21 protein-coding genes are annotated in these 21,264 nt (G+C 35.3%); 3 read left to right on the top strand and 18 right to left on the bottom strand.

Annotated elements, in window-relative coordinates; translation table 11 throughout:
* Positions 1-505 precede the first annotated feature (505 nt).
* Positions 506-1,126, top strand: coding sequence for a hypothetical protein (locus tag MWH30_RS11000; RefSeq protein ID WP_248664135.1), 621 nt, complete (start codon positions 506-508; stop codon positions 1,124-1,126).
* A 66-nt stretch (positions 1,127-1,192) separates the two neighbouring features.
* Here MWH30_RS11000 and MWH30_RS10995 read toward each other — a convergent pair whose 3' ends face one another.
* The 9 genes from MWH30_RS10995 to larAH6 all read right to left on the bottom strand — a co-directional run bounded on the left by MWH30_RS10995 (position 1,193) and on the right by larAH6 (position 9,982).
* Entirely contained in the window at positions 1,193-1,684 is a 492-nt protein-coding gene (locus MWH30_RS10995) for an OmpH/Skp family outer membrane protein (protein WP_248664134.1), read from the bottom strand.
* 140 nt (positions 1,685-1,824) lie between these two features.
* A complete protein-coding gene (locus MWH30_RS10990) occupies positions 1,825-3,375 on the bottom strand; it encodes an ABC transporter substrate-binding protein (RefSeq protein ID WP_248664133.1) in 1,551 nt (516 codons plus the stop codon).
* 65 nt (positions 3,376-3,440) lie between these two features.
* Complete coding sequence (locus tag MWH30_RS10985) at positions 3,441-4,190, bottom strand: class I SAM-dependent methyltransferase (protein ID WP_248664132.1); 750 nt, start codon at positions 4,188-4,190, stop codon at positions 3,441-3,443.
* Positions 4,191-4,335: 145 nt separating this feature from the next.
* Positions 4,336-5,298 carry an ABC transporter ATP-binding protein gene (locus MWH30_RS10980; protein WP_248664131.1) on the bottom strand — a complete coding sequence of 321 codons (963 nt, stop codon included), beginning with the start codon at positions 5,296-5,298 and terminating at the stop codon, positions 4,336-4,338.
* Positions 5,273-6,289, bottom strand: coding sequence for an ABC transporter ATP-binding protein (locus MWH30_RS10975; RefSeq protein ID WP_248664130.1), 1,017 nt, complete (start codon positions 6,287-6,289; stop codon positions 5,273-5,275). Before MWH30_RS10975 ends, MWH30_RS10980 begins: the two co-directional genes overlap by 26 nt.
* A 45-nt stretch (positions 6,290-6,334) precedes the next feature.
* Positions 6,335-7,216 (bottom strand): nickel transporter permease, encoded by an 882-nt coding sequence (nikC, locus tag MWH30_RS10970; protein ID WP_248664129.1) that lies wholly within the window; start codon positions 7,214-7,216, stop codon positions 6,335-6,337.
* Positions 7,194-8,132 carry a nickel ABC transporter permease gene (nikB, locus tag MWH30_RS10965; RefSeq protein WP_248664128.1) on the bottom strand — a complete coding sequence of 313 codons (939 nt, stop codon included), beginning with the start codon at positions 8,130-8,132 and terminating at the stop codon, positions 7,194-7,196. Before nikB ends, nikC begins: the two co-directional genes overlap by 23 nt.
* A gap of 291 nt (positions 8,133-8,423) precedes the next feature.
* Complete coding sequence (locus tag MWH30_RS10960) at positions 8,424-8,639, bottom strand: glutaredoxin family protein (RefSeq protein ID WP_248664127.1); 216 nt, start codon at positions 8,637-8,639, stop codon at positions 8,424-8,426.
* Between the two features lie 89 nt (positions 8,640-8,728).
* Complete coding sequence (larAH6, locus tag MWH30_RS10955) at positions 8,729-9,982, bottom strand: nickel-dependent malate racemase, LarAH6 family (protein WP_248664126.1); 1,254 nt, start codon at positions 9,980-9,982, stop codon at positions 8,729-8,731.
* 294 nt (positions 9,983-10,276) lie between these two features.
* On the opposite strand from larAH6, the gene MWH30_RS10950 reads away from it, so the two are divergent.
* Positions 10,277-10,717 (top strand): Hsp20/alpha crystallin family protein, encoded by a 441-nt coding sequence (locus MWH30_RS10950; RefSeq protein WP_248664125.1) that lies wholly within the window; start codon positions 10,277-10,279, stop codon positions 10,715-10,717.
* A 51-nt stretch (positions 10,718-10,768) separates the two neighbouring features.
* Here the strand turns inward: MWH30_RS10950 and MWH30_RS10945 are convergent, their stop codons facing one another.
* The 6 genes from MWH30_RS10945 to MWH30_RS10920 all read right to left on the bottom strand — a co-directional run bounded on the left by MWH30_RS10945 (position 10,769) and on the right by MWH30_RS10920 (position 16,694).
* Positions 10,769-11,293: a CBS domain-containing protein gene (locus MWH30_RS10945; protein WP_248664124.1), complete on the bottom strand. Its 525-nt coding sequence runs from the start codon at positions 11,291-11,293 to the stop codon at positions 10,769-10,771.
* Positions 11,294-11,695: 402 nt separating this feature from the next.
* Positions 11,696-13,129 carry an SLC13 family permease gene (locus tag MWH30_RS10940; protein ID WP_248664123.1) on the bottom strand — a complete coding sequence of 478 codons (1,434 nt, stop codon included), beginning with the start codon at positions 13,127-13,129 and terminating at the stop codon, positions 11,696-11,698.
* Between the two features lie 39 nt (positions 13,130-13,168).
* Entirely contained in the window at positions 13,169-14,848 is a 1,680-nt protein-coding gene (locus MWH30_RS10935; protein WP_248664122.1) for a SulP family inorganic anion transporter, read from the bottom strand.
* 64 nt (positions 14,849-14,912) lie between these two features.
* The gene (locus MWH30_RS10930) at positions 14,913-15,260 is read right to left on the bottom strand and encodes an ArsR/SmtB family transcription factor (RefSeq protein ID WP_248664121.1); all 348 of its coding nucleotides are present in this window, start codon (positions 15,258-15,260) and stop codon (positions 14,913-14,915) included.
* Between the two features lie 163 nt (positions 15,261-15,423).
* The gene (locus MWH30_RS10925; protein WP_248664120.1) at positions 15,424-16,203 is read right to left on the bottom strand and encodes a protease complex subunit PrcB family protein; all 780 of its coding nucleotides are present in this window, start codon (positions 16,201-16,203) and stop codon (positions 15,424-15,426) included.
* A gap of 41 nt (positions 16,204-16,244) precedes the next feature.
* On the bottom strand, positions 16,245-16,694 hold the full coding sequence (locus MWH30_RS10920; RefSeq protein WP_248664119.1) for a NusG domain II-containing protein: 450 nt from the start codon (positions 16,692-16,694) through the stop codon (positions 16,245-16,247).
* A 309-nt stretch (positions 16,695-17,003) separates the two neighbouring features.
* On the opposite strand from MWH30_RS10920, the gene glgP reads away from it, so the two are divergent.
* The gene (gene glgP / locus MWH30_RS10915) at positions 17,004-19,550 is read left to right on the top strand and encodes an alpha-glucan family phosphorylase (protein WP_248664118.1); all 2,547 of its coding nucleotides are present in this window, start codon (positions 17,004-17,006) and stop codon (positions 19,548-19,550) included.
* A 140-nt stretch (positions 19,551-19,690) separates the two neighbouring features.
* Here the strand turns inward: glgP and MWH30_RS10910 are convergent, their stop codons facing one another.
* From MWH30_RS10910 to MWH30_RS10900, 3 genes are all read right to left on the bottom strand, one after another.
* Complete coding sequence (locus MWH30_RS10910; protein ID WP_248664117.1) at positions 19,691-20,080, bottom strand: response regulator; 390 nt, start codon at positions 20,078-20,080, stop codon at positions 19,691-19,693.
* Between the two features lie 192 nt (positions 20,081-20,272).
* A complete protein-coding gene (locus tag MWH30_RS10905) occupies positions 20,273-20,497 on the bottom strand; it encodes a hypothetical protein (RefSeq protein WP_248664116.1) in 225 nt (74 codons plus the stop codon).
* Between the two features lie 34 nt (positions 20,498-20,531).
* Complete coding sequence (locus MWH30_RS10900) at positions 20,532-21,074, bottom strand: flavodoxin family protein (protein ID WP_248664115.1); 543 nt, start codon at positions 21,072-21,074, stop codon at positions 20,532-20,534.
* Positions 21,075-21,264 lie beyond the last annotated feature (190 nt).

Below are 21,264 nucleotides of genomic sequence, written 5' to 3'. Positions count from 1 at the left end.
CAAACTCTCCAAATAAAATGATGTGAGTTTGAACTAACTCATAAAAATTGTTGATTACAACCTTTTCAAATGGCGTTGAAAATATTGAATAGGCAATGTTCAGTTTTCAAAGATCAGTCGCCGCCGTTTTTTAAGCGACAGTCATAATTCTAACATCTATCTACTTGCTTGTCAAGCCTTTTTTCGAAAAAAGTCGAAAAATCTTTTTTCTGCGAGGCACAAAAGGCCTCTTTCTTTCAGGCGACATTTAACAGTCTAACATATAACTCGAATCTTGTCAAGAGATATTTACAAAAAGCTGTTTGAAAAGCAGGTGTTTTGTTTTTATCCCTCGTTTCTCGCTTAAGACACTAAATAGTGTAACATCTCATTTTTATTTTGTCAAGAAATAATTTAAATAAATTAAAAATTTCTTTCTATTAAGCTTTAATTAATTTTTAACTACTTCATAATAGTTTCTTCAAAAAATAAGTATATAATTTTATAAGAGAGGAGGATATATATAATGAAGAAAAACTTCTTTTATTTTTTATTAGTATTAATTTTATTCTTTTCAATAGGTAACACTGCTAATGCTAATCTACCTGAACAACCAGTTCCTGAAACACAAGATGAATTAGAGGAAGAAAAAACAGAAAATGAAGAACAGAGTATAGAAGCTGAAGATATAGAACCTATAGAAATAGTAACTTCCGATAGTCCTGATAGTAAAGTAGGATTATCAGACTTATATGGAGGAATCAGCTTTAATACTTTAGAAGCTGCTGAAGATAATTCAGCTCCTGGTTTCTTTTTAGGAATAAGGGAATGGTTTTGGTCGCAGACAGCTTTAGGAGGAGAAATCGAACATATCTCTACTAGCAATATTTCTTTAACTGGATTTTTAGGAACTGCTAACTATGAATTACATGAAAGACTTTATACTTACACTGCTTTAGGCTACTATTGGGGAGATAATTCAGATTTAGATACAGATAATGGATTAGGCTTTAAATTAGGATTAGAGAGTAAGCTTCCTTTAAAAGAAGGCTTCAGTATTCAAGGCAGGGCTAATTACAGATATACTGATTTAGATAATCAACTCAACGGTTTAGAAATTAGTGCTGCTTTAATGAAGACCTTTTAAAAATTGAAGTTTAAAAATAATTAAAAGCGGAGATATAATATCTCCGCTTTTATTGTTTTTAAATCTTTAGTTACCTAAGCCATCAAGCTGTTCTTGTTCAAGTTCTTCTTGTTGAGGTGAAGCACCATCAAGCTCATCCAAAATCTCGTCAGTTACATCTTCACCACCGGCTAATAACATTTGTTCATCTACAATATAATCATAACCTTTTTCCTCAGCTATTTCTTGCACATCAGCCTGCACTTCAGCCATAGCTTCTTCCAAAAGATCGTTCTGAAGTTGTTGTAATTCTTCTTGCATCTGCTGCTGTTGCATCATTCCCTCTTCGTCTTCCATTGCTCCTAAGTCTTCCTGCATCTCCTGCTGTCTAGTTTGTAGCTGCTGAGTAGCCTCCTGAGCTGCTGGATGGGCTTCAAAGACCTGCTGAGTATCCACATAGACAATGTCCAAATCTTGAGCAGCTGCTACTCCTACTAAGCTACTACCAGCTACAAAAACTGAAATAAGGAGTAGAACCATTACCAACCTTGACTTAAAAGTACTTTCATTCTTTAACATTAATTATCCCTTCCTCTCTTAATTTGAGTAAGGAGTTCTAAAAATAGTAACTATTCTATCCTTTAACTCACATCTAAAGTATATAGCCTAAATATGATAAAATTATGAGAGAATGTTTAAGAAATATTAAATTTCCTATTTTACTCCCAATTAATTGTTTCATCAATTATATAAAACTCTGAAGGATGCACTTGATATCCTGTTAATCCTTCCTTAACTCCCATATTAACCTTAGGATAGACCAAAAATAAATTAGGATTTTTTTCCAAAATCCTTTCTTGAGCCTGATGAGCCAACCTCTGCTGCTCTTGAACTTCAAAGGTATTAGCTAACTGACTAATAATTTGATCAACCTCAGTTTCAGAGAAATTACTAAAGTTAGAAGAAGCACCACTCTTAAATACTAAATCTAAAAAATATTGAGGGTCACCAGTAGGAGCAGTATTCATACTATAAATAGCTAGATCAAAATTACCTTCATCAAGAATAGAAGATATATTCTCTACCGACTTTACTTGTATTTCAATTCCTAACTCTTTTAACTGAGCTTGCATTGTTTCAGCAATCATAGGCAGCTCGGGACGATCATCATAAGTATGTAGGGTTAGCTTTAACTTTTGCCCATTCTTTTGTCTTACTCCATCTTCTCCTAAATCCCATCCAGCTACTGTTAAAATATCAGCGGCTTTATCTAAGTTATGCTCATAAGCATCTAGTTCATCTCCACCAAAGGGTAAAGCTAAGGGGAAAGGCCCTACTCCCGCTACAGCCCCACCATCCATTACTTGTTCAGCTAAAGATTTTCTATCAATAGCTTTAGCAATTGCTCGGCGAACTTCTAAGCTATCTAAATGTTGATGCTCCAAATTAAAGTAAGCCATATGCACCCGCAAAGAAGAAGTAGAAAGTACATCTAAACCTGAAGTCTGCTTTAAGTTATCTACATTAGCTGTAGGAATATTTTGAGCAATGTCTATCTCGCCTGACTGAAAGGCCATTACTCTACTCATTCCATCACTAATAAACCTAAAGTTAATTTCTTTCAATTGGGGAGTCTGACCCCAATAATCATCATTCCTATCTACTACAATCTCCACATCAGGCTGATAATTTGCTAGCTGATAAGGGCCCGTTAAACTGGGCTCTTCAGCAAACTGCTCTCCTAATTCAGCTGCTAAATCAGCATTAACTATTGTTGTCAAAGGATCAGCTAAGGAATTAATCAAGGCCGGATTAGGTTCTTTGGTAGTAATCAACAGTTTATCTTCAGCTAATATATCTATAGAATCTATTTTCAATAAATCAGGAGCTCTTTCATTAACTTCCAAACTTCTTTTTAAAGAGTTTTTTACAGCTTCAGCATCCATTGGCTGACCATCATGAAAATCAACTCCAGTTGGTAGTTCTATTTCCCAATTTAGCTCATCAATCTGTCGATAGTCTTTAGCTAACCAAGTCTCTACTTCCATATTATCATCAAGCCTAAATAAGGTCTGCCCCATTCCGCTTTGAACTACAAACCAACCATTCCAAGACTGGGCTGGGTCTAAATTTCCTGGTTCAAAAACCATCCCTACATTAAGATCATCTCTATCTATCTCGTCTGTTGGCTGTTGACCACAACCGCTTATTAATAAAAAAGATAGGCTTATTACTATTAAAATTATGAATAAATTCTTGCTTGATTTCATAACTGATTCTCCTTTTTACTTTAATATTCAATCCAATAATATCGGTCTATTGTTTCAAAACCTCCCTATTTATAAGCAGCAACTGAAAACATAGGCGTAGCCTGATAACGAATCTGCTCTGCTTCATTCCAAACCTTAGCTGAAATATCAAAATCCAAAACTACTTCTTCAAAACCACAGTCTATTAAGGCCTCTTGATCCCAATTAGGTCTTAATTCATAACTTAAAGGTAACTTTTTAGCTATCTGAGCGCATTCTTTTTTCTGAGTCTGAGTAGCACTATCTTCATAACCTAGCTGTTGAGCCTGTTTAGCTGCTTTCTTATTTTCTTCTTCTAAAGAAGTATCCTGCAATCGTAAATACCAATTAGCATCAAAAACAACCAAACTCCCTCCAGATTTCAGGACTCTATACCATTCTTTATAAGCCCGCTTAGGTTCTACTAAGTTCCAAACTAAGTTTCTACAGACAATTAAATCAAAACTATTATCGGCAAAAGGAAGACTATGTACATCTCCTTTAAGGAATTGCGCTGAATAGCCTGCTGCTTCTGTATTTTCTCTAGCCTCTGCTAGCATATCTAGAGTACAGTCCACTGCTGTTACTTCATACTCTAATTCCGACATTAAAATAGTAAAAAAACCGGGCCCGCAGCCTACATCTAAAGCCTTAATCTCTCCCTTGGTTTTAACGTGTTTGCTAATTAAATCCTGCCAAGCCTCTCTTTTAAAAGAATTCAACTCTTCTTTAATGGACTGACTATAAACATCGGCTCTACTCTCCCAATAACTTTCTATCTCTTTTTGAATCAGCATTATTTTGCTCCCCCTTATTAAATGGATAACACTATTTATCGCTTAATAACACACTATATAAACTATTCATTATTCAGAGGAGTATTCCTGCTTAATTTATAAAGTTTTTGTTATTTTTCCGATGGAAATAACAAATGATTAAAGTTTAAAAATGACAAGCTACCCAGTGTTCAGCACCGCGATTAATAAAATTCGGTTCTTCTTGCCGACAAATTTCTCTAGTTTCAGGACAACGAGTATGAAAATTACAACCTAAAGGAGGATTAATAGGACTAGGTAACTCTCCTTCAAGAATTATTTTTTCTCTATCAACTGTCGGGTCTGCTATCGGAATAGCAGATAATAATGCTCTAGTATAAGGATGTTGAGGATTATTATAAATCTCCTCTTTAGCCGCTAGCTCCACTAATTTTCCTAAATACATTACTGCTACTCGATGACTGACGTATCTAACTAAGTTTAAATTATGAGCAATAAACAGATAAGTTAAACCAAATTCTTTTTGCAAATCCAACATTAAATTAATTATCTGAGCTTGAATTGAAACATCTAAAGATGATACTGGTTCATCACAGACAATCAGTTCCGGTTCCAAGGCTAGGGCCCGAGCAATACCAATCCGTTGACGCTGTCCGCCACTAAATTCATGTGGATAATTAAGAAACTGTTCACTTTTTAATCCTACCCTATTCAGTAACTCCTTAACTTTAGCCTCCCTTGTTTCTTTGCTAGCTAAATTATGAATCTTTAATCCTTCCCCAATAATATCGCCTACAGTCTGCCGCGGATTCAAAGAAGCATCAGGATCTTGAAATATAATCTGCATTTCTTTCCTTAAGGCTTTTAACTCTTTTTTGGTCAGCTTATAGATATCTTGTCCCTTAAACTTAACTTCTCCAGTAGTTGCTTCCAGCAGTCTCAATACTGTTAAAGCAGTAGTGGACTTACCACAACCACTCTCACCTACTAAACCTAAAGTTTCACCTTGACGCAAAGTAAAGCTAATTCCATCTATTGCTTTAACTTTTTGCTGAGAGCTAGAGAAAAGCCCCTTATCAACTGCAAAATGTTTTTTTAAATTTTCAACTTCCAGTAAGCACATCTCCATCACCTAACCCTTTACGCTCCAATTCTCGCCAGCGCCAACACTTTAGCAACTGTCCTTTATTTGCTAGCTCCAGCTTTGCTTCCTCTTGAAAACATTTCTTGATAGCATAATCACAGCGATTACTAAACTTACACCCTGCCGGTAATTCAAAAAAATCTGGAATTACCCCTTTGATACTGACTAAAGACTCTCGTGAATAATTCAAACTAGGAATAGAGTCAATTAATCCTTGGGTATAAGGATGCTTAGCTTCTTCAAATAAAGTTTCTACTGCTGCTGATTCCATAACTTGTCCAGCATACATCACTATTACTCGGTCTGCTATTTCAGCTATAATACCTAAATCATGAGTAATAAATATCAAAGATAGCCCAAACTTACTTTGTAAGTTCTGTAATAAATCCAAAATCTGAGCCTGAATAGTTACATCTAAGGCAGTAGTAGGTTCATCGGCAATTATCAATTGAGGCTCAGCTGCTAAAGCCATAGCTATCATCACTCGCTGTCTCATTCCTCCACTCAATTGATGAGGATACTCCTCGAGCCGCTCCTGCGGAGAAGGAATTCCTACCTTTGCCAATAAATCTTTTGCTTCTTTTAAAGCTCTCTTTTTATTTAACTGTTGATGTAATTGAAAGACTTCTGCCAACTGATTTCCTATTTTATAAACCGGATTCAAAGCCGTCATCGGTTCTTGAAAGATCATCGAAATCTCATTTCCTCTAATTTTCTGCAGCTCGGCTTTACTTTTAGATAATAAATTACTTCCCTTAAAATCCACCTCTCCGGCTACGATTTCTGCACTTGCCGGAAGCAGTTGCATAATAGAAGTAGCCGTTACACTTTTACCTGAACCAGATTCACCTACTATCCCTAAAGTTTCTCCAGCCTTTACTTCAAAGCTAACTCCATCAACTGCTTTAACTATTCCTTCTTTAGTATAAAAATGAGTCTGTAGATTATTGACTTCTAAAATATTTGTTTTGCTCATTTTAATTTAACTCCTTACTTCTGTATATCGTTGCCAAACTAATCCCTAAGCAACATCTCGAGGATCAAAAATATCCCTTAAGCCATCGCCTAAAATATTAAAAGCTAAAACTATTAAAAAAATAGCCATTCCGGGAAAAAACATTAACCAAGGTGCTAACTGCATATAAGGTCGACCTGCATTTAACATAACTCCCCATTCCGGAGTCGGCGGTTGAGCTCCCAAGCCTAAGAAAGAAAGTCCAGAAATACTGAGAATAATATAACCCATATCTAAAGTAGCTAACACTAAGACCGGCGAAATAATATTAGGTAAAATATGAACTAAAATAATATGTAAATCACCCGCTCCACAGGCTCTAGCTGCCAAAATATATTCCTGCTCTTTAATTGACATTACCATACCGCGAATAATCCTAGCATAACCTACCCAATGGGTAACCGCTAAAGCAATCATTAAATTAATTAGACTGGGCCCTAATAGACCCGCAATAACCAAAGCTAAAACTAAGCCCGGAAAAGCTAATAAAGTATCAATCACCCCAATAACTAGCTGGTCTATTTTACCACCAAAGTAGCCAGCAGTAGTTCCTACTATAACACTAACCACCATACTAAAAATCAACACCAAAAAAGCTGTACTCAAAGAAGTTCTAATTCCATATAGTAATCGTGAAAATACATCGCGCCCTAAATGATCAGTACCCATCAAAAATTCTCCATTAGGAGCTAGGAAACGTTGAGTTAAGTCTATTTCTATCGGGTCATTCGGCACCAAAAAAGGAGCCAAAATACCAAAAATAATAAAAAATAAAATAATTACTAACCCTATTAAAGATAGCTTATCAATAGTTGATAAATAAGAGAAAAATTTATTTTTTAGCTGCTTTTTTTGAACCGCTATTTTAATTCCTCCTTTCCGAAGCAATACGAGGGTCTAATACACCATAAATAATATCCACTAAAGTATTAATTGTAACAAAAACTAAGGCCATAAATAGTACATAAGCTTGAAGCACTGGATAATCGCGATTAAAAATAGCTTCTACCACAAACTTACCTAAACCAGGCCAATTAAAAATAGTCTCTATAATAACCGTTCCTCCTAAAAGATAGCCAAAATTAACTCCGAAAGCCGTTATTACTGGCAATAATGCATTCTTTAAAGCATGCTTAAGCACTACCGCTTTTTCACTTAAGCCCTTAGCCCGGGCCGTACGAATATAGTCCTGATTAAGAACTTCTAGCAAATTAGCTCTAAGTAAGCGAGCATAAACAGCAGCCATACCTAAACCTAAAGTAAAAGCAGGTAAGATTAAATGACGCCCAGTACCTCGCCCCATTACTGGCAGTAAGGAGTTTTGAACTCCAAAAAAATAAATTAATAATAGACCTAACCAGTAGGAAGGAAAAGAAGCGCCCACTAAAGCTAAAAAACGACCTAAATGATCTAGGTAAGTATTTTTAAATACGGCTGAGATAATTCCTGCCGGAAAGGATAAACAAAACATCACTACTACTCCTGCTAAAGCTAACTCCAAGGTAGCAGGAAAACGATACCAAATTTCCTGAATTACTGGCCGGCCTGTAGTAAAAGAACGTCCAAAATCCCACTGTAAAATACCACCCAACCAATCAATATACTGCCAAACTACCGGCTGGTTAAGACCTAAATTTTCTCGCATGCTTTCAACAGCTTCCTGAGTAGGCTCCACTCCGCTAGAACGAAGTATCACCTCGGCTGGATCTCCAGGAACTAAACGACTTAAACTGAAAGTTAAAATAGATATTATAAACATTATCACTAACAAATAAAGTATCCTCTTCAATATATAGTTAAACACGAAAGAACTGCCCCCTACTCCAATATCAATTTTTTACTTAATAGTTATATATTTAACACGTTTTTACTTTCGATAACACTTATTATGACTTTATTATTTATTAAATTTTTAACTCCTGCTTAAAAATAAATTTTATACTCAAAATCTAAAATCCCTAACCATAGCTATGATTAGGGACACTTCTTGCTAATAATTACCTACCTATTTTTGCTAGCAAAGATTAAGCAAAGCAATAATTAAATCTAAATTTTCTGAAGAAATCGGCCTCCAGCCGACTTTTAATTAAATTCCTCAACCAGCTCCTTTATAACCAATAGATTCTACTTGACCATCTTTAATAATCACCGGTACTTTATCTGCCTTATACTCTTCAACAACCTTCTTTTTAGCTACCTTATTTTTATCTAAATTAACCTCTTTAAAGTCAATTCCTTGCTCTCTATAGTCTTCTTTAGCCTGTTTGCAATAGGGACAACCCGAAGTGGTATAAATAACTACTTCTGACATCAGCTCACCTCCTTAATCAAAGCTTAACCTTCATTTAAATATACTATACCATATTTTACTTCCTATGTGAAGTAAAATAATCGAACTAATCAATCCCTAATTACTGGCAAAGTTAAAGCTCCTTGCGGCATAACAATTGAAGTATAATCACTGCCATGCTTTTTTTCTACCTGAGCCAAAGCTTCCTCTATAGAAGTAGCCTTTTTAGCAAATAGCTCTTTACTCTGCTGCTGATCGAAATCAGAAATAAGAATAAAATCTTTAGTGGTAACTACTTTACTGATAGCAAAAGCCTTATGTCCTCCTACCACGAATTTCTCTTTAATCTTACAGATATTATCTTCAGGCTTATCTGAATTTGCCAGCCAATCTGCAAAAACCTCTTCACCTAAACCGTCCTGGCATTGAGCAGCTAAAATAATAGTTCCCCCATCTTTTACTCCATAATTAGCATTGTCCAAAGCCTTTTGAGCCTGATACATATTAATATCTTTAGGATAACCGCCAGCACTCACAATAGCTACATCCACCTTCTCTGCTAAGGGAACATGGTACATAGCCGACGAAGTCTTTACTCCTTCATACCAAGCAGCCTTACAGTCCCCAGCTACTACCTCTACTATTTCTTTTTTACTATTAGTAACTACATTAAGAATAAAGTCTACTCCTGCTTTTTGAGCTGCTTCCAACATCTCTTGATTAACAGGATTTTCTTTTATTGAAGGTAGATTCCCTAGTAAATCTACCATTCGAGAATGATTATTTTGAATACTTTCTCGACCTGCTACTCCAGGCAAAATAGATTTTCGCCCCCCGGAGAAGCCAGCAAAATAATGAGGCACAATTACTCCAGTAGCAATTAATAGGTCAGCCTCTACTACTTCTCGATTTAAATAAAGCTTATTTCCCGAGCTTAATTCTCCTAAGTCTACTAGATTCTGATCTGGATCATGTGATATAAATCTATACTCTTTAAGTAGTTTTTCACCAAAAATCTCTCTATTTTGAGCCTCTGTATTAGGTTCATGAATTCCAGTAGCAATTATAAAAGTAATCTGCTCCTTAGCTACTCCAGCTGCATGTAACTGAGCTAATAATGGAGCTAACATGTAGTCATAAGGAGTAGCTCTGCTGACATCATTGACTATAATAACAATTCTATCTGGAGCTTTATCTTTTGCCAATTGAGTCAAGGATGGACTAGCAATAGGCTCTAATAAGCTGGATTCAACAGCTGCTTTAGGGTTAGCTAAACCCTTTTTTTCCTGAGGTCGCAGTATCTGCTGATTAGGTAATCTTCTCAAGTCTAATTCTAATTCTTCTCTTCCATATTTAAATTTCATCTTTATATTCCTCCAAACTGATTTCAATATATTGATAGTTAAAGGCTTAAAAATACCCTTTATTATTCATATATTAAAGCTTTAACCTCTACTTTCCTGCCTCTTTAGTTAATATATATTTAACCATCTCTGACCATTAAATTTTTAGAAATAAAGACCTAATTTTAATTAATCAGCAATAAATATCCTTATTCCACTTTTTTGACCTTCTCTGATCTTTGACTGAAGCTGACCTTTTTATTATAATAATAAGCGAAGAAAATAAACTAAAACTAAACAATGGAGGTGGTGGCAATGTTTGATCTGATGCCTTTCCGTAGTCGTCGTAGAAGGGGTGAACCTGCTGAAGGTGACTTTGATGGAGAATGGTCTAACTTATTCGATAGCTTCTTTGATCTCAAAAACACTGAATTCAGAACCGATATCAAAGAAAAGGAAGAAGAGTACGTAGTAGAAGCAGAATTACCAGGTTTAGACAGAGACGACATTGTTATCGAGGTAGATGATGAAAATAAACACCTCAACATCTCCGTTGATAAAGAAGAAGTAGTAGAAGATGAAGGTGAAAATTATATCCGTAAAGAAAGAAGAAGTGGCAACTATCAACGCAGTTTCCGACTAAATAATGTAAAAACTGATGAAATTGAAGCGGAATATAATAATGGACTGCTAACAGTAATCTTGCCTAAAGAAGAACCGGGTAAAAAACAAAGAAGAGTTATAGATATTAATTAAAGAAAATTAAAGGCTGAGGATCTTGTAACAAGATCCTCAGCCTTTAATTTATTAGCTATTTTCTCTCCCTTCGTTCCAAACATCAGCTATACAGTCCAGTAAATCTACTTCTCGAATTACTCCTACTATTTTTGTATCTTCATAAACTGGTAAAGCTCTAATATTCTCTACCATCATTATATTTAAAGCCTCTAAAGATGATTGTTCTGTTGTTAGCTTGCCTCTATTTTTTATCATTACTTCCTCAACAGTTAAAGAAAAGCCTATATTTAAATCCTTTTCTCTTTTCTTTCTAAACTCCTTATCATAAGAACCTAAGGGACTAGTTAACTTATTAATTTCTTCCCGGCCATAAGATCTAGTAAGGGTTTTCAAAGATCTTAGAATATCGCCAATACTCAAGATTCCTAATATCTCATTTTCCGGGCCCTGCACAGCTAAAATTCGAGCATGTCTCTCTTCAGGACTATCATTGATAAAGATTTCTACTACATTTTTAAAGTCTTCTTTATAGTTTACGGTTTTATATTTATCTATAGGAACCATCAAATCAGCTACTCTAAGCTCTTCAACCATTAGAATCCCCCCTTCTTACTTATTTTTAGCTTGTTGAATAACTAAATCTATTTGCTTTTAAGAATCAAAATATTCCATTCCCTTGCCGCTCAGTCGGCCTCCTTGCCTCCTTCGCTCTCAAAATTAGCCCTCCCGGCATAGCCAGCATAAAAAACAATACTGGCTATGATAAGAGCCTTGGGAGTAAATAGTAGTTTTAGTGCTTTTGCTGAAAAAATTAGTTTGAAAACAAATTATCCTACAGATCTCCTGCCTCCGGGCTAATTTACGACACATTCGATATGTTAGTGCTGGCCTCACATTGCGTATTTAAATTGAAAGGGCAGTAAGAGTCGTCCATTGGAATATTTTGATTTAATGCTTATTTATTACTGGCAAAATCTTTTATTCAACAACCTAATCTTAAATTATAATCCCCAAAATTCTCCACCACAAGGTAGCTACTAAGGATAAGAAAGCTATACCAGCTGGTTGGGCTAATAAGCCTGCTTTCAATAAATCTGAAGCCTTAAAGTAACCTACACTATAAGCAACTACATTAGGAGGACAACCAATTACCATCAAATAAGCAAAGGAAGTAAACATTCCCAAAGATAAAGCAATTATACTAGGATCAATTCCCATCATTTGCGCCATCGGTACTGCTATAGGCATAATCAAGGCTGCCGAAGCTACATTAGCCATCAATTGAGTAAGCAAGGAAGCAAAAATCCCGACCCCTACAAAGAGAACAAACCAGTTTCCTCCTTCAAAGATAGGAAAAAATAGTTCTGCTAAATAAGCAGCCGTTCCTGTGTAGTCCATAGCTCTACCTAAAGAAATACCACCTCCGAAAACTAAGAAGGATACGGCCCAAGCTGTCCTTTTATTTAAATACTCCCAGTCCACTAAGCCTAAAGCTACTAATAAGCAAACTGCAAAAATTACTATTACTGAATAGTCTAATTGATGAAACTCTTTAGTCAAAAAACCTATAAATACCAAAGCAATAACTAATAAAGTCTTTTTTTCTTCACCACTCAAGGACCCGGCAATACTCTCCTCCAAAGAATCTCGCGAAAAAGAAATTGAAGTATCAGGACGAAAAACAAGATAGACTGCCCCCCAAACTATAGGAATAGTAACTACGGCAGGCAGCATAGCGTGTAAAAACCATTCCCAAAAGCTAATCTGAATTCCAGTAAACTCTGCTAAAAAAGCCACCGCTACCATATTTCTACCGCCACCTACTAAGGTGCCCATTCCCCCAACAGAACAGGAAAAGGCCAAAGCAATCACCATAAACTTACCAGTATCACTGCCAGGCTTGATCCCTGCTTCTCGCATCAAAGGAACTATAGACATCAATCCCAAAGTAGCAGCGGAAACATCATGCATTAAAGCCGAAGCAACTCCTAAAATTAAAGAGGAGAAAAAAGAAAAACGAACTACATTAGTTCCACAATATCTTAATAATATATTACTCAGTCTTTTAGTTAAACCAACTTTTTCAGCAATATTAGCTAACATTAAGCAGCCTAAGACAAAAAATACAACTGGATGAGCATAAGACGTCCAGACCTGCTCAAGCTCACCAATCTCAAAAAGAATCAAGGCTCCTCCAGCCCCACCCATTACTACCGGTAAGGGGAAAGCTTCAGTAACAAAAAGTACTATCAAAGCAGCTAGTAAAGCTAAATATTTATGTCCTTGAACAGCTAGACCGCTCGGGCGCGGTAATAACCAAACAGCTATTCCCACTAGCAAAGCTATCAATAGCCAAAAGCCTCTCTTGCTTTCTGCCAGCTCTGTTTCCTCTTCTTCACTAACTTCAGCAATTTGAGCCTTATTAGCCATTAATATCCCTCCCGAAAAAATTATTTTTATAGGATTCTATTAATCAGCTTGGCTATTCTTTTCTTGGGTTTTACTTAGTGCTTCTTCTACAGCCTCTTGAGTAGAGGAAAAGATATGATTGCGGGCCCAGAAGATATTTTCCTGATCCAGTTTAGCAATAAGTCCTGATTTCTTCAGCACTTCAAAGATCTCTTCTTCTACCCCACACAACAAAATCTCCCCTCCATGACTCTGAACTCGATCAATAAACTTCTCCAATTCCTGAATTGAAGTAATATCTATATCTTCAATATATCTAGTCCGAATTATAAAAATTTTATCCTCACTAAAGCTTTCATCTAATTGATTTTTCAAGTTATCGGCTGCATTAAAATGAAGGCTACCAGCTAAATTTATAATTATCAAATCATCCTCTGCTACCTCTGTTAACTGCTGTTGAGCAAAGTCATTATTTCCTTGCTGATTATAAGCCATATGAGAATAATTAACATTTCCTGTTCTCTTTAAAACCAAAATCACCGAAATTATTACTCCAAAGTATATAGCATAGTCCAATCTCGGAGTCAATAAAGTGGTAACTAAAGTCCCTAAAAAAACTATAGTATCGCTCCGAGTAGTTTTAAAATAACGAATCATCTCTTTAAAATCTATCATATAGTAAGCTACCATAATCACTAGAGCAGCTAAGCTAGAAATAGGAATATAATTAGCTACCGTACCTAAAAAGAGTATAAATAAGATAATTGTAACTGACATAATCAACTGTGAAATCCTAGTCTTAGCCCCAGCTGAATAGTTAGCAAAGGACTTAGTAAAGGAACCCGAAACAGCAAATCCGTTAAAAAAAGCATTAATGAAATTAACAATCCCTTGCCCTATGAACTCTCTATTTAAAGCTACCTCTTCGTTGCTCTGTTTTTCCAAGGACTTAACAATGGATAATACTTGAATAAAACCCAAGATAGCTATTGAAAGAGCAGAACTAAATAGATTTTGAATTGAATTAAGATCAAAGTTAACCAGATTAAAGCTTGGAAGAGAAGTAGGGAAGTCTTGAATTACCGCTAAATTATCACTAAGATCAAAAATATAAACTATTAATGTCGAAATAATAACTGCAACTAAATACCAAGGCAAGTAAGGCCTAAAGCTCTTACCAACTACGATAATTAGCATAGCAAGCAGTCCAATTGCTAAAGCGTAGTAGTTAGTACTTTGGAGATTACTAAACACATTATAAATAATAGCAATTAAGTTACTACCACCGCTGTCAGCTAAGCCTAATAAGTTACCTAACTGACCAGCGCCAATCAAAAAGGCCACTCCAGTAGTTAAAGCCATTATTACCGACTGCGAAACGTATTTGACTAAGTCACCCAACTTTAAAATTCCTAAAACTATCTGAATAGCTCCGACTAAAAAAGTAAGCAAAAACAAGGTCTCTAAATACTGGTCTGAAGCTATATTGCTTAAACTACTAGCTAAAGCTACTGAAATCATATTAGTAGGAGCAACAACCATATAATTAGAAACTCCTACTACAGTAGCTACTAGCATAGAAACTATTGAAGTATAGAGACCATAAATAGGATTAACCCCAACTATCAAAGCATAAGCCATATTCTGAGGCAAAGCAAAGGCAGTTACCGTCAATCCAGCCAATAAATCAGACTTAAAAGTTTTAAATTGATAACTTTTTATTAGCTCAATGAAATTCATAAGCTCTACCCTAACCCTCCTTGAATTATAAACTTTTAATCCTCAGAGTCAGAGTACTTTATAACTATTTGCTATTTACTTGAACTGCCTCCTCATCTCTACACTTATTACTAGGACTAGACTGGGCAAGTTCTTTGCGCATTTCCGAAAATTCCTGTTTAACAGAATCAAATAGTTCAAATATCTTTTCATTTAAAGAGTAGTAAATCCATTTGCCCTCCCGAGCAGAATTTACTAAACCTTCCTCTTTTAACACCTTTAAATGATGAGAAACTCTAGGTTGAGAAATATCAAGCTCTTCCTCAATTTCACAAACACATAGTTCACCTTTAGATAAAAGAACAATTATATTTAATCTAGTTTTATCAGCAACTAGCTTAAAGAAATCAATAACTTCATCAATATTTTCCATGCTGCTCTACCTTCCTTTCTTAATTCCCCTTGTAATTATTATACTAAATTTTTAGCCATTTGTCTAAAAATAAGTTAATAATTTAAATTTTCCCAAGCGATTAGCTTCCCGTTTCCTCAATTCGAAGTACTGCTAGCACTATATTTAGGGCCCGAAAGCAGCTCTAGAAAGTAATTTCAATTTCATTTTCTCTAGAACCGTCCTTCATACTAACAGAAAAAATAGAAATGGAGCTAGCCTCTGCTTCTATATCACTTAATTCAATCTCAAAAAAACCCCAGTCAGGGCCCGCCGTCCAAGCAGTCACAAAGCCCTCATCTACAACTTGAGCATCCTCCGTTAATACTTCATAGTTTAGATTAGCTTCAAAAACTCGAGCTAAGCCTTGTAAATACAAATCCTGATCCTTATATTCCCAGTCCATTATCTTAATATTTTCACTAGCTGCTGCAAAAGATTGAGTAGGCTGCGAACCTACCACTTGCGGAATATAGCTTTCTACTGTTTGAGGAATAAAGTTAACTCGCTGCTCAGTTTCAGAAACTTTCTTTACTGTATAAGGATAAGTTATCACCTGAGCCGCCATTTCCTCCGGTTTTTGAAACTTCACCTTCACTTGTAGCTCCTCTTTATGCTCCCGAATATCTACGATAGAAACTTCATAACCCGCCGTAGGCTGCTGGCCCCAATTTACTATTAAAAATCTTCCCTCTTCAGTATCTACTGTTCCGGCTACAAAATAATCCCGCATGTTTGCTAACCAAACCTCCACTTCTGGCGGATATTCAAACTCTACTCTATCTTCGCCAGAGCTTTCTTGCTCTATTTCTACCGAATTTTCTTTATCTGTCTCTGCTTGTGAAATATCTTCTTCTTCACTACAAGCACCTAAAGCCATCAGAGAAAAAACTAAAATAAGAAAAACAGTTAAGACTCTCTTCATTTAACTAGCTCCCATCTAATATAAGTTTTTAGTTTAACTTTTTAAAAATTCACTGCATCAATATCCTGTTCTTCTTCTTGAACTGTTTCAATTGTAACGATCATTCGCACTGGCAAAGAAATAATACTTTCGTAAGACTCACTAATCCAACCCATCTCATAATGGATTGGCAAAGGAGAAATTTCCCTGTTCAAACGATCCAACCTAACTCGACCATTCTTCATCTTTAATACACCCTGATACTTTTCTCCTTCAACAGTAAAGTCAAAGTCTATTTTCTCTAACTCTTCATTATCAACTAATCGATGCCTATAAACTTCTTCCTCTTCAATAGTAACCACCACGTATTTATCAGCCCCAGTTCTATCCGTTATCAAACGGGGAGTTATTAGCATCAGGGATAAGCCTGCTAATAAAATTACTATTATTAATACCTTATCAGCTAAGGTCAAAAGTTTAATTACTTTATTTAAAGCAAGTTTTTCAAACATTGCTTATCACCCTTCCTAACAATTAATTATTATTAACAGTTTATTTCTAGTTTTTAATCGCTAATACCTGCTTTAAAGGTAATAATTCAATAAAACTATAAAAAAGTCACAAATAAAAAAGGGATTTACTATGCTTTGTGGAAATATTGATTATGAACTTAACTGTCTAAGTTACATTTTTATATACCAATCAACCGTAATAATTAATGAAATATAATTTCTAGCCTATAACTACTATTTATTTTAAGCAATTCATAACATTAAATCAAGAGTTAATTAAGGCAGAAATATAAAATTTGAGGTGATTATATGAATTTTTATGGTAAGTTGTCAATCAATTCTGAAATTCCCGAAGAAATTAACGGCTTAAAAGATTTAGCCTATAATCTTTGGTGGTCTTGGAATCCCAAGGCTCAAGAACTATTTACAGATCTTAATTTAGAACTATGGAAAGAGGTAAATAAAAATCCAGTTGAATTTTTAAATAAAATCAGCAATCAAAAATTAGAAGAAGCAGCTACAGATGAAGCTTTTTTAGCTAAATATAAGCAGGTAATGGATAGCTTTAAATCTTATTTAGCCGATGATGATTGTTGGTTTGATGAAGACTGTGTCCAAACTGATTTTTCTGAAAAGAATGTTATTGCTTACTTTTCTGCTGAATTTGGCCTGCACGAATCACTACCTATTTACTCCGGTGGTTTAGGAGTTTTATCAGGCGATCACTGTAAGTCAGCTAGTGACTTAAACTTACCTTTTGTGGGAGTAGGACTGTTGTACCATCATGGTTACTTTAAGCAAAAAATTAACAGCGATGGCTGGCAAGAAAGCGTCTATCCTAATTTGGACTTTGATAATTTAGCAGTTAAACCGGTAACCGATGAAGAAGGAGAAGAACTAAAAGTCACTATTAAACAAGAGCATAGAGAAATAGCAATCAAAGTTTGGAAAGTAACTGTAGGTAGAATTACCATCTATTTATTAGATACTAATCTAGAAGAAAATAGCCCTGAGGATAGAAATATCACTTCTCAGCTATATGGAGGAGGACAACAAACTAGAATCCTGCAAGAAATTGTATTAGGTATCGGTGGAACTAGAGTCTTACACAAACTAAACTACCGACCTGTGGTCTGGCATATGAATGAAGGACATTCAGTTTACTTAGGCTTAGAAAAGATTCGCCATTTTGTGAAGCGAGAAGGATATTCCTTTGAAGAAGCAATGGAGAGAGTAGCAGCAAATACAGTCTTTACCACTCATACTCCAGTTCCAGCTGGAAATGAAGTCTTTCCTTTTGGACTCAAGGATAAACACTTCACCGATTTCTGGGAAGAGTTAGGACTTAACAGATATGAATTTATGCAACTAGGTTACACTAATGAAGAAAATGCCGAAGGCTTTGGTTTAACAGTATTAGCTCTACGTTTATCAAGATTCCATAATGGAGTTAGTAAGCTCCACGGAGAAGTTGCTAGTGAGATGTGGAAGGATCTCTGGCCTGAAATACCAGCCGATGAAAATCCAATTACTCATGTTACTAATGGAATTCATACTCCTACCTGGCTAGCCCCAGAAATACAAGAGCTATTTGATAGATATCTCCCTGCTGGTTGGAAGAATAGAGTGCAAGATCAAGAGGTATGGGAAGAGGTTAGAAATATTCCTGATGAGGAACTATGGGCCGTACACAAAGAGCTAAAGTCCAAATTAATAGATCATATTCGCGAAAGAGATCTAGCTCGAAGAAAGAGATATGGTAATGTAGAAATTATGAATAAAGACCTATTAGATGAAGATACCTTGACTATTGGCTTTGCCCGTAGATTTGCTACTTATAAGCGAGCCGACCTGATCTTTAGAGATTTAGATAGATTAGCAAAGATATGTAATCAGGAAGGAAAAGAAGTGCAAATTATCTTTGCTGGTAAAGCTCATCCAGCTGATAATCCCGGTCAACAGTTAATTAAGGATATTTACGATGTAACCCAAATGGAGAGGTTTAAAGATAAAATAATAATTGTAGAAGACTACGATATGAACTTAGCTCGCTACTTAGTGCAAGGAGTAGACGTCTGGTTAAATAACCCACGCCGCCCTCAAGAAGCTAGCGGTACTAGTGGCCAAAAAGCAGCAGCTAACGGTTGCTTAAATCTCAGTGTTATCGATGGCTGGTGGGTTGAAGGTTATAATGGCAAAAATGGTTGGGCTATCGGTCACGAACTAGAACTCTGTAGTAAGATAGAACAAGATGAATTAGATGCTGAATCTCTATATCAGACTTTAGAAGAAGAGGTCGTCCCGATGTACTATGAACATGATAACGACCTGCCTAAAAAATGGATTGAATGGATGAAAGAAGCGATGGTCAGTTGTGGAGCGGAATACAGTATGAACCGTATGGTGAAAGACTATACTGAACAGCTATATATTCCGGCCCATAAAAGATGTAAGGAGTTATCAGAGCAAGAAAAAGTAGCAGAGCTTACGAATTGGAAAAATAAACTCAGAAATAAGTGGCCTCAACTGGAGATAAATTCTCCTAATCAAAATGATTTAGGAAACTTCAATCCAGAAGACGATATTGAGCTAACTGCTCAAGTTAACTTAGGCCAATTAGATCCTGAAGATATCCAAGTAGAACTATATATAGTACCTGAAGATATCAATGGTGATAATACTGATAAGAAGATAATCCCTATGGAAGATAGAACGCACATTAAAGAAAATGTGTATTCCTACTCTACTAAGCTTAACTTAAAAGATAGTGGAGATTATAAATATACCTTCCGAGTAGTACCTAATGATGAAAAGCTAACTACTAAACATGAATTAGGGTTAATTAAATGGATTTAAAGCTTAACTAAATAGTTAAATATAATTAATAGGCCAGTTCTTTAAAGAGTTGGCCTATTAAAATTTATTTTTATTTATCTTCTCAATCTTATATATTAAATCTTGTCCAAAAATATAGCTAGTCTTTTAAAAAATAAAAACTATTTTCTAATTCTCTGTAAGATTAACTTCTGCTTTGCCTTATTCAGTGCTTTAGATAGATTAGCACTATCAACAGGCTTAACCACAAAATCAATAGCTCCACTATTTATAGCTTCCTTAACCTTATGTTCAGTTCCTAGAGCACTACAAACAATAATTATAGCCTCACTATCATAATCCATAATTTTTTCAATTGCTTCTACTCCATTCATATACTTCATATTCATATCCATAATCACAATATCTGGACTTAATTCTTGATAAGCTTCAAAGCCATCTTGTCCATCACTAGCCTCTCCAACGATACTAAAAGTATTTTTAGGAATACTATTTTTAATCAAAGTCCTAGAAAATTTAGAGTCGTCCACAATTAAAACTTCAATTGACATTTAAATCTTCCTTTATTATGTTTATTTTTTGAGATTTAAATAAAAATTAGAACTAGTCATCCTAGCTCTAAGCAAAGAACTTTTATTATATTATATCATTATGCTCTTTAGTTTTAAAATATTTCTCATTTTATATTAAATCAAAAAATAATCGCCTAGCTTCTTAATATTAATAAAGCTAGGCGATTATAATTAATCTTTATCAGCCAACAAATTCTCTATTTTCTCAATCTCTGCCTCTAATTCAGTCAACTGTTCTTTATATTCTTTTTTAACCTTACTTGATAAATGAAGTCCAGTTTGGCTTAAAGTAAATTCCTTCTCTTCTTCCAAATCAGCATAAGCTTCTTTTTTCTCTATTAATAACTTTTCCAATTCTTCAGTAGATAGATCTGCCAAAGATTTTTTTAATTTCATATCCTCTCACCTCAATAATAGATACTTTTATAACTTATAGATTTTTCACTATTTCTTTTGTATCTTGGCTAATTTCTGCTAGCTTCTCTTCAGTAGGTAAACCTCTAATATCACCCATTCTTCCTTCAAGATTAACTCCCTTCGGGCCCTTAGCTCTAAACTCACAAAGAACATACCACTTATCAAGCACTGTAAAGCCTAAGTGAGCAAAAAACTGCGCTACATAGTCTCCTACTGGAGTAGCCTCATCAAGCCCGGTATGGGGCCCGGAATAAGTACAAAAAACTAAAGCTTGCTTACCTTCAACCTTTGGCGCGCCTAATTTCACCTTGCCTGCCTGACGATACTCCTTAAACTTATCCTTTAAAAAGCGATCAGCCGACTTAGGCGGATGCCAATGATAAGAAGGAACTCCTACACAGACTAAATCATAGTCATAAAAATCAATATCTTCAGCTTCTTCAGTCTTTAATAAAGTAACCTCAGCCCCAGCTTGCTTAGCTCCAGCTTCAATTGATTTAGCCACTTGCTCAGTATTCCCCGTCTTAGACCAGTATATAATCACAACTTCCTTCATTTTAATTCCCCCTTATTACCTAATTCATTACAATATCCAATCCCCTCCCGGCGGCTCTGGATGTTGTTATTATATTATATTTTTTCACATCTGTCAAGAATATCGAACATAAGTCCAGGGCAATCGCATGAATAAATTTTATTTTAAAACTCAATCTTATTTCTTATACTCAGTTTGAATTTAAAAAATG

This window comes from Fuchsiella alkaliacetigena (genome assembly GCF_023227765.1).
Lineage (GTDB): Bacteria > Bacillota > Halanaerobiia > Halobacteroidales > Acetohalobiaceae > Fuchsiella > Fuchsiella alkaliacetigena.
The sequence above is the reverse complement of the archived record's forward strand: the minus strand, read 5'-3'. Positions and strand labels throughout refer to the sequence as shown.

What these genes read in the sequence shown, in the direction of transcription:
- MWH30_RS10960 (WP_248664127.1), bottom strand. Translation starts at nt 8,639, where the DNA reads ATGTCAGAAGTAGTTATTTATACCACTTCGGGTTGTCCCTATTGCAAA.
- MWH30_RS10920 (WP_248664119.1), bottom strand. Translation starts at nt 16,694, where the DNA reads ATGTTTGAAAAACTTGCTTTAAATAAAGTAATTAAACTTTTGACCTTA.
- MWH30_RS10975 (WP_248664130.1), bottom strand. Translation starts at nt 6,289, where the DNA reads ATGAGCAAAACAAATATTTTAGAAGTCAATAATCTACAGACTCATTTT.
- MWH30_RS10980 (WP_248664131.1), bottom strand. Translation starts at nt 5,298, where the DNA reads ATGGAGATGTGCTTACTGGAAGTTGAAAATTTAAAAAAACATTTTGCA.
- MWH30_RS10930 (WP_248664121.1), bottom strand. Translation starts at nt 15,260, where the DNA reads ATGGAAAATATTGATGAAGTTATTGATTTCTTTAAGCTAGTTGCTGAT.
- glgP (WP_248664118.1), top strand. Translation starts at nt 17,004, where the DNA reads ATGAATTTTTATGGTAAGTTGTCAATCAATTCTGAAATTCCCGAAGAA.
- MWH30_RS10945 (WP_248664124.1), bottom strand. Translation starts at nt 11,293, where the DNA reads ATGGTTGAAGAGCTTAGAGTAGCTGATTTGATGGTTCCTATAGATAAA.
- MWH30_RS10950 (WP_248664125.1), top strand. Translation starts at nt 10,277, where the DNA reads ATGTTTGATCTGATGCCTTTCCGTAGTCGTCGTAGAAGGGGTGAACCT.
- MWH30_RS10985 (WP_248664132.1), bottom strand. Translation starts at nt 4,190, where the DNA reads ATGCTGATTCAAAAAGAGATAGAAAGTTATTGGGAGAGTAGAGCCGAT.
- MWH30_RS10940 (WP_248664123.1), bottom strand. Translation starts at nt 13,129, where the DNA reads ATGGCTAATAAGGCTCAAATTGCTGAAGTTAGTGAAGAAGAGGAAACA.
- MWH30_RS11000 (WP_248664135.1), top strand. Translation starts at nt 506, where the DNA reads ATGAAGAAAAACTTCTTTTATTTTTTATTAGTATTAATTTTATTCTTT.
- MWH30_RS10990 (WP_248664133.1), bottom strand. Translation starts at nt 3,375, where the DNA reads ATGAAATCAAGCAAGAATTTATTCATAATTTTAATAGTAATAAGCCTA.
- MWH30_RS10900 (WP_248664115.1), bottom strand. Translation starts at nt 21,074, where the DNA reads ATGAAGGAAGTTGTGATTATATACTGGTCTAAGACGGGGAATACTGAG.
- MWH30_RS10905 (WP_248664116.1), bottom strand. Translation starts at nt 20,497, where the DNA reads ATGAAATTAAAAAAATCTTTGGCAGATCTATCTACTGAAGAATTGGAA.
- MWH30_RS10935 (WP_248664122.1), bottom strand. Translation starts at nt 14,848, where the DNA reads ATGAATTTCATTGAGCTAATAAAAAGTTATCAATTTAAAACTTTTAAG.
- MWH30_RS10925 (WP_248664120.1), bottom strand. Translation starts at nt 16,203, where the DNA reads ATGAAGAGAGTCTTAACTGTTTTTCTTATTTTAGTTTTTTCTCTGATG.
- MWH30_RS10995 (WP_248664134.1), bottom strand. Translation starts at nt 1,684, where the DNA reads ATGTTAAAGAATGAAAGTACTTTTAAGTCAAGGTTGGTAATGGTTCTA.
- larAH6 (WP_248664126.1), bottom strand. Translation starts at nt 9,982, where the DNA reads ATGAAATTTAAATATGGAAGAGAAGAATTAGAATTAGACTTGAGAAGA.
- MWH30_RS10910 (WP_248664117.1), bottom strand. Translation starts at nt 20,080, where the DNA reads ATGTCAATTGAAGTTTTAATTGTGGACGACTCTAAATTTTCTAGGACT.